At 59.1% G+C, this 13,775-nt stretch carries 13 protein-coding genes and 1 riboswitch; of the genes, 5 read left to right on the top strand and 8 right to left on the bottom strand.

The window, feature by feature from the left end; all coding sequences use genetic code 11:
• Nucleotides 1-21 precede the first annotated feature (21 nt).
• Nucleotides 22-1,470, top strand: a complete 1,449-nt coding sequence (locus N3C12_13565; protein ID MCX8073455.1) for a glutamate synthase subunit beta — start codon at nt 22-24, stop codon at nt 1,468-1,470.
• A gap of 34 nt (nt 1,471-1,504) precedes the next feature.
• Here the strand turns inward: N3C12_13565 and N3C12_13560 are convergent, their stop codons facing one another.
• From N3C12_13560 to N3C12_13550, 3 genes are all read right to left on the bottom strand, one after another.
• Nucleotides 1,505-3,070 (bottom strand): glycosyltransferase family 39 protein, encoded by a 1,566-nt coding sequence (locus tag N3C12_13560; GenBank protein ID MCX8073454.1) that lies wholly within the window; start codon nt 3,068-3,070, stop codon nt 1,505-1,507.
• Nucleotides 3,067-4,926 carry an FAD-binding protein gene (locus N3C12_13555; GenBank protein MCX8073453.1) on the bottom strand — a complete coding sequence of 620 codons (1,860 nt, stop codon included), beginning with the start codon at nt 4,924-4,926 and terminating at the stop codon, nt 3,067-3,069. The genes N3C12_13560 and N3C12_13555 overlap by 4 nt, the downstream gene beginning before the upstream one ends.
• 594 nt (nt 4,927-5,520) lie before the next feature.
• Complete coding sequence (locus tag N3C12_13550; GenBank protein MCX8073452.1) at nt 5,521-5,784, bottom strand: helix-turn-helix transcriptional regulator; 264 nt, start codon at nt 5,782-5,784, stop codon at nt 5,521-5,523.
• A 230-nt stretch (nt 5,785-6,014) separates the two neighbouring features.
• A riboswitch (cyclic di-AMP (ydaO/yuaA leader) is annotated at nt 6,015-6,169 on the top strand.
• A gap of 73 nt (nt 6,170-6,242) precedes the next feature.
• On the opposite strand from N3C12_13550, the gene N3C12_13545 reads away from it, so the two are divergent.
• The 3 genes from N3C12_13545 (at nt 6,243) to N3C12_13535 (ending at nt 7,716) form a co-directional block, all read left to right on the top strand.
• Nucleotides 6,243-6,779, top strand: coding sequence for a septal ring lytic transglycosylase RlpA family protein (locus N3C12_13545; protein ID MCX8073451.1), 537 nt, complete (start codon nt 6,243-6,245; stop codon nt 6,777-6,779).
• Nucleotides 6,755-7,237 (top strand): universal stress protein, encoded by a 483-nt coding sequence (locus tag N3C12_13540; protein MCX8073450.1) that lies wholly within the window; start codon nt 6,755-6,757, stop codon nt 7,235-7,237. Before N3C12_13545 ends, N3C12_13540 begins: the two co-directional genes overlap by 25 nt.
• A 353-nt stretch (nt 7,238-7,590) precedes the next feature.
• A complete protein-coding gene (locus tag N3C12_13535; protein MCX8073449.1) occupies nt 7,591-7,716 on the top strand; it encodes a hypothetical protein in 126 nt (41 codons plus the stop codon).
• A 1,033-nt stretch (nt 7,717-8,749) separates the two neighbouring features.
• Here the strand turns inward: N3C12_13535 and N3C12_13530 are convergent.
• From N3C12_13530 to N3C12_13520, 3 genes are read right to left on the bottom strand one after another with little or no spacing between them, the layout of a single operon-like run.
• The gene (locus tag N3C12_13530) at nt 8,750-8,980 is read right to left on the bottom strand and encodes a hypothetical protein (GenBank protein MCX8073448.1); all 231 of its coding nucleotides are present in this window, start codon (nt 8,978-8,980) and stop codon (nt 8,750-8,752) included.
• A gap of 39 nt (nt 8,981-9,019) precedes the next feature.
• The gene (locus N3C12_13525; protein ID MCX8073447.1) at nt 9,020-9,619 is read right to left on the bottom strand and encodes a hypothetical protein; all 600 of its coding nucleotides are present in this window, start codon (nt 9,617-9,619) and stop codon (nt 9,020-9,022) included.
• Nucleotides 9,620-9,625: 6 nt separating this feature from the next.
• Nucleotides 9,626-9,997, bottom strand: coding sequence for a hypothetical protein (locus N3C12_13520; GenBank protein ID MCX8073446.1), 372 nt, complete (start codon nt 9,995-9,997; stop codon nt 9,626-9,628).
• On the opposite strand from N3C12_13520, the gene N3C12_13515 reads away from it, so the two are divergent.
• Entirely contained in the window at nt 9,990-10,580 is a 591-nt protein-coding gene (locus N3C12_13515; GenBank protein MCX8073445.1) for a hypothetical protein, read from the top strand. The two genes, N3C12_13520 and N3C12_13515, sit on opposite strands and share 8 nt — an antisense overlap.
• 107 nt (nt 10,581-10,687) lie before the next feature.
• Here the strand turns inward: N3C12_13515 and N3C12_13510 are convergent, their stop codons facing one another.
• Both N3C12_13510 and N3C12_13505 read right to left on the bottom strand, forming a co-directional pair.
• Entirely contained in the window at nt 10,688-11,701 is a 1,014-nt protein-coding gene (locus tag N3C12_13510; protein MCX8073444.1) for a 2-oxoacid:ferredoxin oxidoreductase subunit beta, read from the bottom strand.
• 6 nt (nt 11,702-11,707) lie between these two features.
• Nucleotides 11,708-13,576 carry a 2-oxoacid:acceptor oxidoreductase subunit alpha gene (locus tag N3C12_13505; GenBank protein MCX8073443.1) on the bottom strand — a complete coding sequence of 623 codons (1,869 nt, stop codon included), beginning with the start codon at nt 13,574-13,576 and terminating at the stop codon, nt 11,708-11,710.
• Between the last annotated feature and the right edge of the window lie 199 nt (nt 13,577-13,775).

The following is a 13,775-nucleotide window of genomic DNA, read 5'->3' as shown; positions in this document are numbered from 1 at the left end:
TGGAAGAGGAAGGCCAACCTCATGGGCAAAATTACGGGGTTTTTGGAGTATCGTCGTGAGCTACCACCGCGGCGGCCGGTGAGGGAGCGGTTGCGCGACTGGCGCGAGTTGGAAGGAAAGCATCCGGAGGACCGGCTGCAGATTCAGGCTGCCCGCTGCATGGATTGCGGGATTCCTTTTTGCCACAAAGGTTGCCCGCTCGGGAACATTATTCCTGACTGGAACGACCTAGTTTACCGTGGACGATGGCGCGAAGCGATCGAGCGGTTGCATTCCACGAACAATTTCCCGGATTTCACCGGCCGTGTGTGTCCGGCTCCGTGTGAAGAAGCTTGTGTCTTGAACATCAACGACGACCCGGTCACCATCAAGCAGGTCGAAAAGCAGATCATCGACCACGCTTATAAAGAGGGGTGGGTGGTACCTCAGGTGCCCGCACGGCGAACGGGGAAGCGGGTGGCCGTTGTCGGCTCCGGTCCTGCAGGGCTCGCATGCGCTCAACAGTTAGCGCGGGCGGGACACTGGGTGACTGTGTTTGAGCGCGCCGATCGTATTGGCGGCTTGCTGCGCTACGGGATTCCCGATTTCAAACTGGAGAAGCAGTACATCGATCGGCGCATGAGCCAGATGGAGGCAGAGGGCGTTACCTTCCGCACGAACGTGAACGTCGGCGTTGACATCTCGTACGACGAGCTCCGTAGGCAGTTTGACGCTGTTGTGCTTGCCGGCGGAGCTACGCAAGCGCGGGATCTGCCGATTCCGGGTCGTGAGCTGAAGGGGATCCATTTGGCAATGGAATTCCTTCCTCAAGCGAACCGCCGTGTTGCCGGTGACGAGGTGCCAAACCGGATTGACGCGCGGGGAAAACGGGTGGTGATTCTGGGAGGCGGTGATACCGGATCGGACTGTCTGGGTACGTCCAACCGTCAGGGAGCCATCGCCGTCTATCAGTTCGAGCTTCTTCCTCAGCCGCCAGAGACACGTACGGAGGATGTTGCACCGTGGCCGTACTGGCCGATGATCCTGCGAACATCCTCCTCGCACGAGGAAGGGGTAATCCGCGACTGGAGCATCCAGACTAAGCGGTTCTCAGGCGACGAGGCGGGCAATGTGAATAAGCTCCACGCAGTACGGCTCGAGTGGGTCAAGGAAAACGGGCGCATGGTAATGCGGGAGATTCCTGGCAGCGAATTCACGATTGACGTGGACCTTGTTCTTTTGGCCTTGGGGTTTACTGGACCCGAAAAGTATTTGCTGGAGCAGGTGGGCGTAGAGTTGACGGATCGCGGGACGGTGGCCGTGGACGAGAATTACATGACCAGCGTTCCTGGCGTGTTCTCCTGCGGCGACATGCGGCGGGGGCAGTCTTTAGTGGTCTGGGCCATCTGGGAGGGGCGAGAGTGCGCCCGCGGTGTCGATGCATACTTGATGGGGCACACAGACCTCAAAGCAAGCCCCAACCCATTCTGAAGGATGGGTAGATGCCCACAGCAGGTTTGGTCGCTTAAATAAACTTGCGCAGGCTAACCCAATCCTCTTTGATGTCAGTGCCCTTGTAGTGACAGTACGCGATCAGGGCGCCACGCTCTCCCGCACGGCACCACTGACATTGGACCCGGGCAAGCTCTCTGACGCTGTCGCAAACGGTGCGCAAAGACTCTGCGGAAAATCCGACGGTGACGAAGTGCCGACCCCAGTCCTCCGGCCGAGCCCAGAACCAATACTGGTTGTGTGGGCTCACGATGCGCTGCGGAAGGCGATGGTGCCGCCGGTGGTACTCGAGCGCCGCAGCCTCGCCATAGTTTGCAGCAACGATTGTGACTTGCTCTTGGATCTCGGGGGGAAGCAAGCTCAGAGCAGTCGACACGGTGGCGGCCAATTCGCGCCATCCATGGCGGTCGGCAAGATGCTGCGGAAGCTCGCTTGCGCCGGATCGTTCCTCTCTTGGCAGGGGGAGCTTAAGCCAAGTAGCGTATCGAACGGTGTCCTCGGGCGAGAGTAAGGGCAGGGCAAGCGGTAGGCCAACGAGCGCGGGAGCTATAAGCAGCACGCACGCGACGCCGACCACGACTCGCTTGAGTACCTCTTGCACCCGTAGCTGCCGACAGATGAAGGCTGCTCCGACTGGGACGGCGATGGCGTACGCCGGCGCAAGATAGTAGACGCGCGCCCCATGCGCGAAGGAGAGCATTGCCGCAGTTGCGAAAAAGCTGGCACCCAAGACGACCCCGTGTTTGCGCCACTCCCGAGAAGCGAGGCAAGCACTTGCACCGAGAAGCGCGAGGATGAGAGCGAGCGGTCCGAAGACGAGAATTTGCGAGAACCAAAATTGGCTGATACTCAGGTCCAGCACCTTTAGACGAGTGGCGTTGGCGATGAACTCGAGGGTGGGCCATCCGTGCTGCGTTTGCCACAAAACCATGGGCGCGGCCGAAACGAGCAAAGCGGCAAATGCGAATAAAATGCCCGACAGCGTGTGGGTGCGATGCCGGCAGAAAACCGCCGCAGTTCCAAGAGAGGGAAGTACAAGCCACAGCATGCTGAGTTTGTTTTGAAGGCCTGCGACGAAAACAGCGCTCAGGAGCGCCCACTGACAAACCGTCCCTTGCTTTGCGATACGCACCCACACCCAGGCGGCCATAAGCCAGAAGAGAGGTTCCCAGGCGTTCATCGAGTAAAAGCTATGCAAGCCGAGGAATCCGGGGGACAGCATCAGAGCAAGGACAGTGAGACACTGAGCTGCCGTTCCTGCACCAAATTCGCGCGTCAACACGCTCGCCAGCAGAAGAGTGAGACAACCGAGAAAGAAGACGAGAAAACGCACAACTAGAAAGGAATCGCGCGCATCTCCGAGCGCGGAAAGAACCGCTACCGACAGAGGCGGATGATCTACATAGCTCCAAGCGAGGCGTCGGCTACAGGCCAAGTAGTAGAACTCGTCGCGGAACCAGTCGTCGTTTCTCAGAGCCAGAAGATGTAATCCCAACTTTAGCCCGACGAGAGCCCACACGATGCGCGGAAAGCACGCCGTGGCCGGGGAGTCCTGAGCGGCGGATGCCGAGGTGTTCATGCATCTTCCGGTTGCAGGTGCGCGCGAATTTGCTGCTCGAGAATCGGCAGCACTTCCCAAAGATCTGCCACGAGGCCCAAATCGCAGTGGCGGAAAATTGGCGCACGTGGATTGCGATTCACCGCGACAATCACGCCAGCCCTGCGCACTCCGACGACATGTTCAAATGCCCCACGAATCCCCAGCGCTAAGTAGAGTTTCGGCGCAATAGAACGTCCGGTCAAACCTACTTGCAACTGTCGCGGCAGCCAACCTTCGTCCGCGACATCACGTGTCGTGCATAGTACGGCGCCGATCCGCTCGGCAAAGGAGCGGACTTCTTGTATGCCGCCTGCTCCCACACCCTTGCCAACGCCAACGACAATCTCCGCGTGGTCCAGGTCTTTGCCGAGATCGGGAAGAACGCCATGGCGGAGGCGCTGTAACCGGAACTCGTAACGGGGGCGCCCGCACTCAACGAGCTTCACTCCATCGCCGTTGGAGGCGTGTGGTTGCCGCGGAAGTGGTGGGAATACTCCCGGACGCACCGTTGCCATTTCGGGAAGCGTCCGTGAGGAAATTGTCGCGACGATACTGCCGCCGAACGCGGGCTTGTGTTGAAGGAGAGAGCCGTCTGGCCCCAAACCTAAGTCGATGCAGTCAGCGGTCAGCCCCAAGCCTGAGAGCGCCGCAAGGCGCGGGAGAACATCTCGGCCGTAGCTCGTCGAGGGCCCGATGACAAAGCGGGGGCGCACATCTGCAATCAGATCCGCCAAGCGAGCGGCGTGCTCCCAGGGTTGGAAGGTTGCGCACGCAGGGCCAACGAACACGGTTGCGTTGATCTTGCCATAGTGATGGAAAGCGTCCGCAAAATTCGCCGGCCCCTCTGAAAAGATCGCAAGGTGGACCTTCCCAGCCATGCCGCGCGCTAGTTCGAGAGCTTTTCCGATCAGCTCCCAAGTGACGGGTTGCACTTCTCCATTGAGCGTCTCCCCTACGACGAGCACGTCGCGGGGCTCGACCTCGATGTCTTGGGGTTGCTGTGGAGTAGTGTAGTTGGATGAGGGGGATTTCCACTGTGCAAATGCACCGTATTCCTCGACTAAAATACGAACTGCCCTAGCGACACTTTGCTCCAGGGTTGCCTCACTGATCACTTGCTGGCGGCGAGGATTAGGTAGCTCACTAAGTTCTCGAACCCAAGTCGGTGAACCCGCGAAACCCACCATCTTTGGGCTGAGGCCAAGCTCGGCTGCTGATATCTCCTCAATTGCGCGATTCTCGGCGGCGTCGCGCTCACTTTTCGAAGGAAACTTCTCTGGCGCGATGCTCTCGGTCACGGTCAAAAGGACAGGCATTGCCGCGTGCAGGACTTCCCACCCGAAGTCTGTTTCACGTTCCAACTCCAGAACCTGGGCAGAGGAAGAATCCAAAGCGATGCGGCGAACCATGGACACATGGGGGATCCGCAAGAGCTCGGCCAGCTCGGGGCCGACCTGCGAGGTCTCCGCGTCCACGCTGTAGCGACCGCAGAGAATAATGTCGCTGGCATTGCGACGGAAAAAAGCGGCGAGGGCCCGCGCGGTAGCTAGCGTGTCAGAACCTCTAAAAGCTGGATCGGTCAACAGAACGGCTCGATCCGCAGCCAACGCAAGGGCATCCACGAGGGCGGCCCGTGCCTGAGGGGGGCCGAGGGTGACAGCTAAGATCTCCGTGTTCGGAAACTTCTGTTTGAATTCCTTCGCCCATGCGAGGGCGCGCAAGTCAAAGGAATTGATTTCTAATGGCACACCCTCTCTCTGAAGAGTCTTGTTGACGGGGTCGAACCTCAAGGCCGCTACCGATGGAACCTGTTTCACGCAAACTGCAATCCTCATGGGAGACGCCCTAGACAGGAGTAACCACCCCTTGGGGTGCGGCCGATGTATGACATCCGAATCAGCCAAACAAGAGCACTTGTTGTGGCAAGTTAGGGGAGCGCACGAGACGAACTGGGGAGAGACCGGACCGCTGTGTACGGCCCCCAACTTCGAGGCGGGCGGAAAAACAGGCTGCAAGTCGGCCGGCCGGTGTACCCCCGTGCCTGGTTGGTGGTCTGTCAGGAGGGGCCCACTCCCGAAAACAGTGTCAGGTGAATTACCTGACAGCCCCGGCGGCCGAGACCGAAATCGTCAGTATTCATGGCAGGAGCCCGGCTTCACCTCAATTGGGAGTGGGAGTTAGCCTGCCGGGCTCTTATTTCCGAAGCACAGCGGCTGAGGGCGAGGGAAGACCAAACGGTTCCTTCTTGGTTAGCTGAGCGGGAAAAGAACTCGACCTCAGTTCATGCGAGCCCGAGGCTAGGATCCCAAACCGCCGACTGTTCCAGTTTCACAACCGCCGCTCGCCTCGGGGACCGATGCTTCCACCGGACAGCGCGAAGTACAAACTTTTGCGATGGTAGCTGGCAACCAACGATCCGCGAACGTTTTTTAGGACACGTTGTGTGATCCCTCAGAGGCGTTGTTGCCGTTGGTCTTTTCGGAAGTCGGGTATGTTTGCTGCGCTAGCTGATTCAGAAGATTTTCCATGGCTCGTCGCGCTAAGCGGCTTGGAGTGATGTGGCCGTTCTCCCAGCGATTTACGGTCGATACGGTAACACCGATCGCGTGCGCGAATTCTTCCTGCGTCATATTGAGCCGCCGCCGTAAGGCCGCGATCGAAAAGCCTTTATCTTGCTGTTCGCTGCTCGGCATAGATCCCCCTTTCACTATGGGTTTGCGAGCAGCCGGGTGCTGCATCGAGTGTGCCATATGCTTTGATGCGACGCACGCAAGAAAGGGCCGAATTGCAGGTGTCAGTTTAGTAACGTTCGCCAAAAATAAAATCTCGTCGGCGCTTGCCGTGCTTGAATCCTGGGCTATCTGAGCGCGGCTCGCGGCGTACACTGGGGTTGCCAACAGGCTTCGAGTTTGCCAAAAAGGGGGCTGCGACCAGGCCTAATCTCCGAGAAGATAGAAGGAGAGCGGAGGACCCAAGTTTGGTAAGGGGTGAATCTCGACGCTGTTCCAAGCTCGAGTAGGGTAACTCTTTGAGCCCGAACCCGTCAGCTAACTTCGTCGGCCTTCAAGGAGAGGAGTAAACCGGCCCGTCCGGCGGGCGGTCACGCACACAACCCTCTCCAGGCGTCGCAAAAGACAAATGGAGGGGACCCATGGAACGAACGAAGGTTGCATGCCTGCGGCCAGTGCTAGTGTTTTTCTGCGCCTGGGCGGCACTCATGGCGGGTCTTCCCGTGCTGGCAAAAACCGGAAGCGGCTCTGCCCGTGCCAAAAACTTTGCCAGTGCAGGGGGCGCGAACGCTTCGTCCCGCAAGCTCGTTCACGCATCGTGGTACGGAACTGACTTTCACGGACGGCGTGCCGCCAATGGACGGAAGTTTAATGCCAACGAATACACAGCCGCGCATCGTTCGCTGCGTTTTGGGACGAAACTCGAGGTCACAAATCCTCGCAATGGGAAGAAGGTTGTTGTCGAGGTGACGGACCGAGGGCCTTACGTCCGGGGGCGAGAGCTTGATCTTTCGTATGCAGCTGCACGGGAGTTAGGCATTGTCCGTTCGGGTGTTGCCCGGTTGGAGGTGAAGGTTTTGGACGAACGAGCTCCTCGAGGAGATTCGCTAAAAGTTTTAGTGGTAGCGTCGGCAATGGAAGGATCGAGGGGGGTATGGCCACGAGCGATCGTAAGGTGAAGGCGGGTAAGAAACTTCATTCCCTGAATGCTGGAGGACCCAAGAGGATCCTTGCTGCGACGGACTTTTCCTCTATCGGAAACCGGGCGGTGGCCTACGCGATGTCATTGAGCGAGGTGCTGAACGCTCAAGTGGTTGTTGTCCACGTGGTCCAACCCGTGCTGCAAGTAGAGGGACTTGATGCTGCCGCTCTGGCCAAAGAAGGAGAAGCCTGGGCCAAGCGACAGGTGCAGAAGCTAGGGTCGCAACCAGCGGCGGTCGTGATCACACATGGATCTCCCGTCGATTCGATTCTGCGCGAAGCGAAGAAGCATCGTGCAGATTTAGTCGTAGTTGGCTCCCGAGGGCTGAGCGGGTGGAAGAAGTGGATTCTCGGGAGTGTTGCACAACGCTTGCTGCAGATGGCTCACTGCCCCGTTTTGGTCGTTCCCAAGCAGGCGCGTTTGCCAAAAAAGTGAGTCGAGCTTGGCTCGAGCGAGTCCTGCTCGAGGAAGGGCGTGCCAAGGGTGGCGCATCACCGCTTTTGTTTAGGCCGTTTTCGCTGCCCCGCCGCGGTTTCGCTGAAGAGGCGCTCGAGTTTACGGATGCGTTTGCGTAGTGCCTGGATGAGGGAGCGCTGCGGGACCGGAAAGGGGCCGCCCGAAACCGATTGGGAGCCGCTCCTCGTCACGATGGCCAGAAGCAGGCGGTTCAGCGGTGAGAGATGAGGGGTGGGTGTTTCGAAGCTTTGACCACCGCTACGATGTGCTCTCCACCGCTTGCGAAGGCGACGTCGGCCCGAATTGAGCTCCAGTTGGCGATGGAGCCTATCATGCAGGCTGAAGAGGCGGTTGACGCTCTGGTGGATTTCCTCGGTTGCCAATTGGCCCGCTCGGTTGAGGTCGCGAGTGTCTTGGGTGCGCGCGTTCCCCATGGCATTGCTTTTATGTCGGAGTGAGGCGTGTGTCGAGCAGTGAGTCTCTAGGCCTCAAGTTTGGCAACGAAACACTTGCGGGGGTTGTGAGCCAGTTGACCACGGGATTGCGGGTAGCCATAAACCGAAGCTTGTGACTCAAGTGGGTTTAAAGTGGCCGTAGGGGAGATTGGGTGTTAGCGCAGTTTTTGGTCGCAGTGGCCTTGGTGGTCTGCGCAACCACCGTGAGCGCTCAGCCCAGTTCGTGCCAACTTGCTCGCGAGGTGCTGCGTGAGGACCTCTTGCGCCAATGCCTCTTTGAGCTTCCCGCCCTGAACACAATTGGTCCGGACCGGAATCGTGACGGCGCAACCACGGTTGCAGACTACGTTTGGGATCTGCGCGCGCGACTTGCTGCCGGTTTGGGCCCGACGATTAGTTACGTCGGCATCGTTGGTGCTGATGGCACGGTAATCTCGGTCTCCGAAACTGACCAAGGAATCCCAGTGTATCGGCGGCCGGGCGGTAGTGGTTTTCAGCTTGTTGTGGAGGCTGTGCCTGGTGGGTCGCGCTCGCCAGTGGGGACCACCGTAGTGACCGTTGCGCCCGCGGGTTCGGTCCGACCTGATCTTCAGATGCTTTTTAGTCGCCCGCTAGGAGACGGCGGAGTCGAAGTATGCGAGGGTGGCGTTCCGGCAGTGAACCCCCCAGACTTCGGGGACGACGGGCTCGTTACCGCTGCCTTGCAGGATGCTAGTTGTGGTATGGTTGTGGCCGCCTTTCCTGGCGGGGCTTGCACCGTGGATGAGTTTGGCCGGCCGAAGTTTGTGACTAACGCGGTCGGCACCGTCCAGTTCTGTGGCCTTGTACCGGCCTTTCGTGCATTTCCGACGGGCGACACCCTCGTAACCGTGCGCGTTCGAGACACGGCGGGCAATGTAGGTCCGGTCTCCCAGATGATCCTGCGAGTTGGTGTGAGGCCCCTGCCGACTCTTTCACCGTCGAGCACCCCGTCTGCGACGCCTGCGGCGACGCTTTCCGCAAGCCCGACAAGAAGCGCGACTCTCACGGCGACGCGTCAAATCGTGCCCTCTGCAACTTTTACGTGGTCGATTTCTCCCAGCCACTCTCCGACAAGATCGCCGACGGGCAGTCCTACCCACTCTGCGACAATTCTTCGAAGTCCCACACGCAGTCCTACTGCGGTCTCGACGTTGACCCCAACGCCTACCAGCGTTCCATCGTTGCCCACGGTTACGGAGACACCCTCTTTACGACCAGTGAGTCGAACTCCAACGGCAACCGCCACCGCTACCCGGACTTTTTCTCTGACACCGAGGCAGCGGACTCAGACACCCAGCCCAACGCAAACGCCGACGGGCTCTTTCACTCGAACAAGCACGGTTGTAATGAGCCCAGGTGCTCCTTCGCTGACACCAACTCCGACTGGTGGGGCCGTCACAGCAACGCATGCACCAAGCTTTTTGACAGCGACCTCCACCCCTGTGAGAACCGCGACGCACACGCGAGCTGCAACTCCCTCCAGTACTCCGTCCTCCACTCCCATCGCTGCGACGGAAACGCCTACCTTGGTGAGCACCGCTACCCGCACGTCGGCAGTGAGACCCACGTTCACGCCCACCGCCACGGCTGTAGCAACTCCCACTTGGACTGTCCCGGGTGTGCGGACCCCGACGCGGACGAATTCGCCCACCTCGACTCCGCTTTGGACAGCAACCCCGCCGCAGCTCACATTGACTGCCACGCCCTCGATCCCCCCGACAGCCACGCGAACTTTGCGGGCTACGGTCACAGCTACAACGAGGCCGCGGGCGTCAGCGACACCTTTAGTCACCGCTTCCTTACCTCGCCCCTCGGCGACAGCGACGGCGACGGGAACGCCAAGCAGGACGGCACGGCCGTCCTCCACTCGCACGTCCTCGCCCACCCCTAGTCAAACCCCCCTTCCACCTCCCTCGAGTACCCCGACCTCTTCCGCCACCTCCAGTCCATCCCCTACAAGGACGCGTACGACGACCCCTAGCCGTACGGCGACCTGGAGCCGCACGCCGACGCCAAGCGCGACGCAGACTCTGACTTGGTCCCCAAGCCGGACGGCGTCGCCCTCCGGGACTCCGTCGGTGACTCGTACCGCCACCCTCACTCGGTCACCAACGCACACGGCTACCGCCACGGTGACACGCACGGTCACGATGACACGAAGTCCTACGTCCACGCCAACCGTCACATTGACCCGCACGGCTTCACGGTCGCCAACCGTTACCGCCACGCCGACCCCGACGGTGCCTCCTGAACCGGTGATCACGTTTCTTGGGATCGCGCGGGCAGATGACCGTTTGCTGAGCCCCGTCGAGGTCTTCCTCGATGGCACCGTTGTGTACGAGCGGACTTCCGGATCGAACTTCTCGATTGTGGTCGAAGCTCGTCCGGGCGGGGCAAACACGCCTGTTGGGGTGCGAACGTTTCAGTGGGATCCCATCCGCCCCGACGTTTTGCCGGACTTAGCCGTCGTTTCTTCGACGCCGCTCGGGAATGGTTCTCTTGCGGTTTGTGACGATACCCTCCCTGTGCTCGGGGGAGTGCCTGCTTGGAACGGAAGCTTGGACCTTCCGGGTTCACAGCAACTTGCCGACGTCATCAATGACCTGGCTTGCCGCTTCAAAGATGGAAGCGGACAGCCGAGGGGCCGCAACGCAAACGAGGCGTGTACTCTCTTTGACGACGGTCAGTACCGCTTTGCCGGCGTGGGAAGCACGGTGCAATTTTGTGGCTTTATCGACAGCGCGGTGGCGCTACCCGTCGGAGCCGAAACTCGATTTATGGTTCGAGTGCGCGATGAAGCAGGTCGCTGGAGCAGCCCCCGCAGTATGGTTGTGCGGGTCCGTTAGCCTCGCTCGCGAGGAGTTCGCCTGCCTTTCCAAACGGAAGCACACTCGTGAATTGGCTAACCTTCAGTAAGCCTCGGTTCCCTAAAACGGCACCAACAATTTGAGAGTCACGAAACCGTCCACAGATCCCCTTGGCGCAGCAGTGCGCTTAGATCAGCAGGCCGTCGTTTTTTGGCTGTTTCAATTTGGTCTCTAACGATGTCCTCGTAGGTCGGGCGAGTGACCGCGTGGAAGACACCGATAGGTGTTGGAAACTCTGGGGGCGTAAGCTGACTCAAAAGGAACGCCAACCCGGCATCTGTTTCGTCGTGGACGAGAAGCTCCGAATCCGTGGTGCTTCCTCCTGCGTCGACAATTTCCGGTTTGCCATTTCGCAGGCGAATACCCTTGTTTCGGTGCTTGCCGAACAGCAGGGGCTTACCGTGTTCCAGCAGCAGTTGGGCATCAGCCTTGGTCTCCTTGTCCGTGAGGGCAGCGAAGGCCCCATCATTAAAAATGTTGCAGTTCTGTAGGATCTCGACAAATGCAGTGCCCTTGTGCTGGTATGCCCGGAGCAGGGTATCCTGAAGGTGCTTTGCCTCCACATCGACACTGCGCGCCACGAAGGTGGCTTGGGCCCCTAAGGCCACGGAGATCGGGTTGAACGGATAATCTGCGGAGCCATACGGGGTCGACTTAGTGACCTTCCCCTGTTCCGATGTGGGCGAGTATTGCCCCTTGGTTAGCCCGTAAATGCGATTGTTAAAGAGTAAAATCTTGATGTCGATGTTGCGTCGCAGCGCATGAATGAGGTGGTTGCCGCCAATGGAGAGGCCATCCCCATCTCCAGTGACGACCCATACCGACAGTTCGGGACGAGTTATTTTCAAACCGGCCGCAATTGCTGGAGCTCTCCCGTGGATGGAGTGGAAGCCGTACGTGTTCATGTAGTAGGGAAAACGACTTGAGCAACCAATGCCGGAAATAAACACAATATTTTCCCGTGGAATCCCAAGTTCCGGCATGACTTTCTGCACTTGGGCCAGGATTGCGTAATCGCCGCATCCGGGGCACCAACGGACGTCTTGGTCAGTGACGAAATCTTTTCTTGATAGCTTGGGTGGCGTTGCGGGAATGTTCATGGACTCTCAATCTCCCAACATCTGTCGGATCCGGCGCGAAATTTCCGCTTCTTTGAAGGGCACGCCCTGGATCTTGTTCAACCCTACGGCGTCGATGAGATACTCTGCGCGAATAATTTTCACGAGCTGACCCAGATTCATTTCCGGGACCAGGACCCGGCGGAATCTTTTCAAAACGTCCCCTAAGTCGGGCGGCAACGGATTGAGGTGCCGTAAATGAACGTGAGCTACCTCCTTGCCTTCATTTTGAGCCTTCCGTACGGCGGCCTCGATCGGACCAAACGTACTTCCCCACCCGAGGACCAGGAGGTCACCACTGCTGGGCCCCATCACTTCGGTCGGCGAAATTTCGCGAGCAATCCCTGCGATCTTGCGGGCCCTCACTCGCACCATTTGCTCGTGATTAACCGGCGCGTAGCTCACATTCCCAGTTAGATGCTCCTTTTCGAGACCGCCGATCCGGTGCTCGAGGCCTGGTGTGCCAGGGACCACCCACGGACGGGAAAGTGTTTCCGGATCTCTCAGGTACGGGTAATAGCCCTTCGGGTCGACCCGGAAGTGCACCGGGACGTCGGGAAGGTCTTCGATAGCGGGAAGCCGCCATGGCTCAGCGCCGTTCGCCAAGTAACCGTCGGACAAGATGATGACTGGGGTCATGTACTTGACCGCTATCCGCACTGCCTCGATGGCGACTGCGAAGCAGTCCGCTGGCGTCGCTGGGGCCATTACGACAACGGGCGACTCGCTATTACGGCCGTATAGCGCCATCAGTAGGTCTGCCTGTTCAGCCTTGGTCGGCAGCCCGGTGCTGGGACCGCCTCGTTGGATATCACAAATGACTAGGGGTAACTCGACGCTGACGGCCAAGTTGATGGTTTCCGCCTTTAGGCACATTCCGGGTCCGCTCGTGGTGGTCACAGCAATTGCGCCGCCAAACGCCGCCCCGAGCGCAGCACCGATTCCGGCAATCTCATCCTCGGCTTGAAAGGTGTACACATCGAACTCTTTTAAGGCCGCAAGCTCGTGAAGGATGTCACTCGCCGGAGTAATTGGATAACTGCCAAGGAACAGCGGCCGACCCGCCTTCCGCGCAGCGACCACGAGACCCAACGCAAGTGCGCTGTTCCCAGTGATGTTTCGGTACGTTCCGGGAGCAAGGCGTGCTGGCTTGACCTCAAAGGCACTGGCGAACAACTCTGAGGTCTCTCCGAAGTGAAAACCAGCTTGCAAGACGCGGATGTTCGCATCCGCCAAATCGGGCCGTTTTTGGAAGCGGGTCGCGATCCACTTTTGGGTGGGTTCAACCGGACGCTGGAAGAGCCAAGACACAAGCCCGAGAGCGAAAAAGTTCTTGCACCGGTTGACGGTTCGTGCGGGCAAGTTCGTGTCGCGCAACGTTAGCGCAGTGAGCTTGGTGATGTCGATCGGATACACCTGATACTTTGCGAGCGAACCGTCCTCCAACGGATTAGAGTCATAGCCAGCTTTACGCAGGTTTTGCTCGCCAAACTGTTCCCGGTCGACAATTAAGATCCCGTTGGGCTTGAGATCTCCAATGTTCATCTTGAGCGCCGCTGGGTTCATCGCCACGAGCACATCGAGCTCGTCGCCGGGCGTGAAGATTTCGTGATTTGCAAAGTTCACCTGAAATCCGGAGACGCCAGCGAGGGTACCCGCGGGCGCCCGAATCTCGGCCGGAAAGTCGGGTAAGGTGCTCAAATCATTACCGGCGACGGCAGACTCATTGGTGAACTGCATGCCCGCGACCTGCATGCCGTCGCCTGAGTCGCCAGCAAAGCGGATGACAACATGGTCGCGTTCTGTACGCGGTTTTGGTTGATGTTTTACGGCGGGGTCCGCCGGTGGTGCAGCCATTCGTGCGTTTCTCCTCAGCTTACTTTAAGGTTTCGCCACTGAAACTTTCGGCCTCTGTCCAAGGACACTTCCGACATTGTCATTCCGTCCAGGATTGCGGTAATCCTAGTGAGCGTCCCATGCTATTTCAAACTGGCCTAGTCAGCAGGGGCACAACTTAACTATCGCCCCCTAGAAACTTGCGCGGCGTTTAGACCTC

Source organism: Candidatus Binatia bacterium, from assembly GCA_026415395.1.
GTDB lineage: Bacteria > Desulfobacterota > Binatia > HRBIN30 > HRBIN30 > HRBIN30.
The sequence above is the reverse complement of the archived record's forward strand: the minus strand, read 5'-3'. Positions and strand labels throughout refer to the sequence as shown.

Bases quoted from the DNA above. Each gene is read 5' to 3' on its own strand.
- N3C12_13565 (MCX8073455.1), top strand. From the start codon at position 22: ATGGGCAAAATTACGGGGTTTTTGGAGTATCGTCGTGAGCTACCACCG.
- N3C12_13560 (MCX8073454.1), bottom strand. From the start codon at position 3,070: ATGAACACCTCGGCATCCGCCGCTCAGGACTCCCCGGCCACGGCGTGC.
- N3C12_13555 (MCX8073453.1), bottom strand. From the start codon at position 4,926: ATGAGGATTGCAGTTTGCGTGAAACAGGTTCCATCGGTAGCGGCCTTG.
- N3C12_13550 (MCX8073452.1), bottom strand. From the start codon at position 5,784: ATGCCGAGCAGCGAACAGCAAGATAAAGGCTTTTCGATCGCGGCCTTA.
- N3C12_13545 (MCX8073451.1), top strand. From the start codon at position 6,243: ATGGAACGAACGAAGGTTGCATGCCTGCGGCCAGTGCTAGTGTTTTTC.
- N3C12_13540 (MCX8073450.1), top strand. From the start codon at position 6,755: ATGGCCACGAGCGATCGTAAGGTGAAGGCGGGTAAGAAACTTCATTCC.
- N3C12_13535 (MCX8073449.1), top strand. From the start codon at position 7,591: ATGCAGGCTGAAGAGGCGGTTGACGCTCTGGTGGATTTCCTCGGTTGC.
- N3C12_13510 (MCX8073444.1), bottom strand. From the start codon at position 11,701: ATGAACATTCCCGCAACGCCACCCAAGCTATCAAGAAAAGATTTCGTC.
- N3C12_13505 (MCX8073443.1), bottom strand. From the start codon at position 13,576: ATGGCTGCACCACCGGCGGACCCCGCCGTAAAACATCAACCAAAACCG.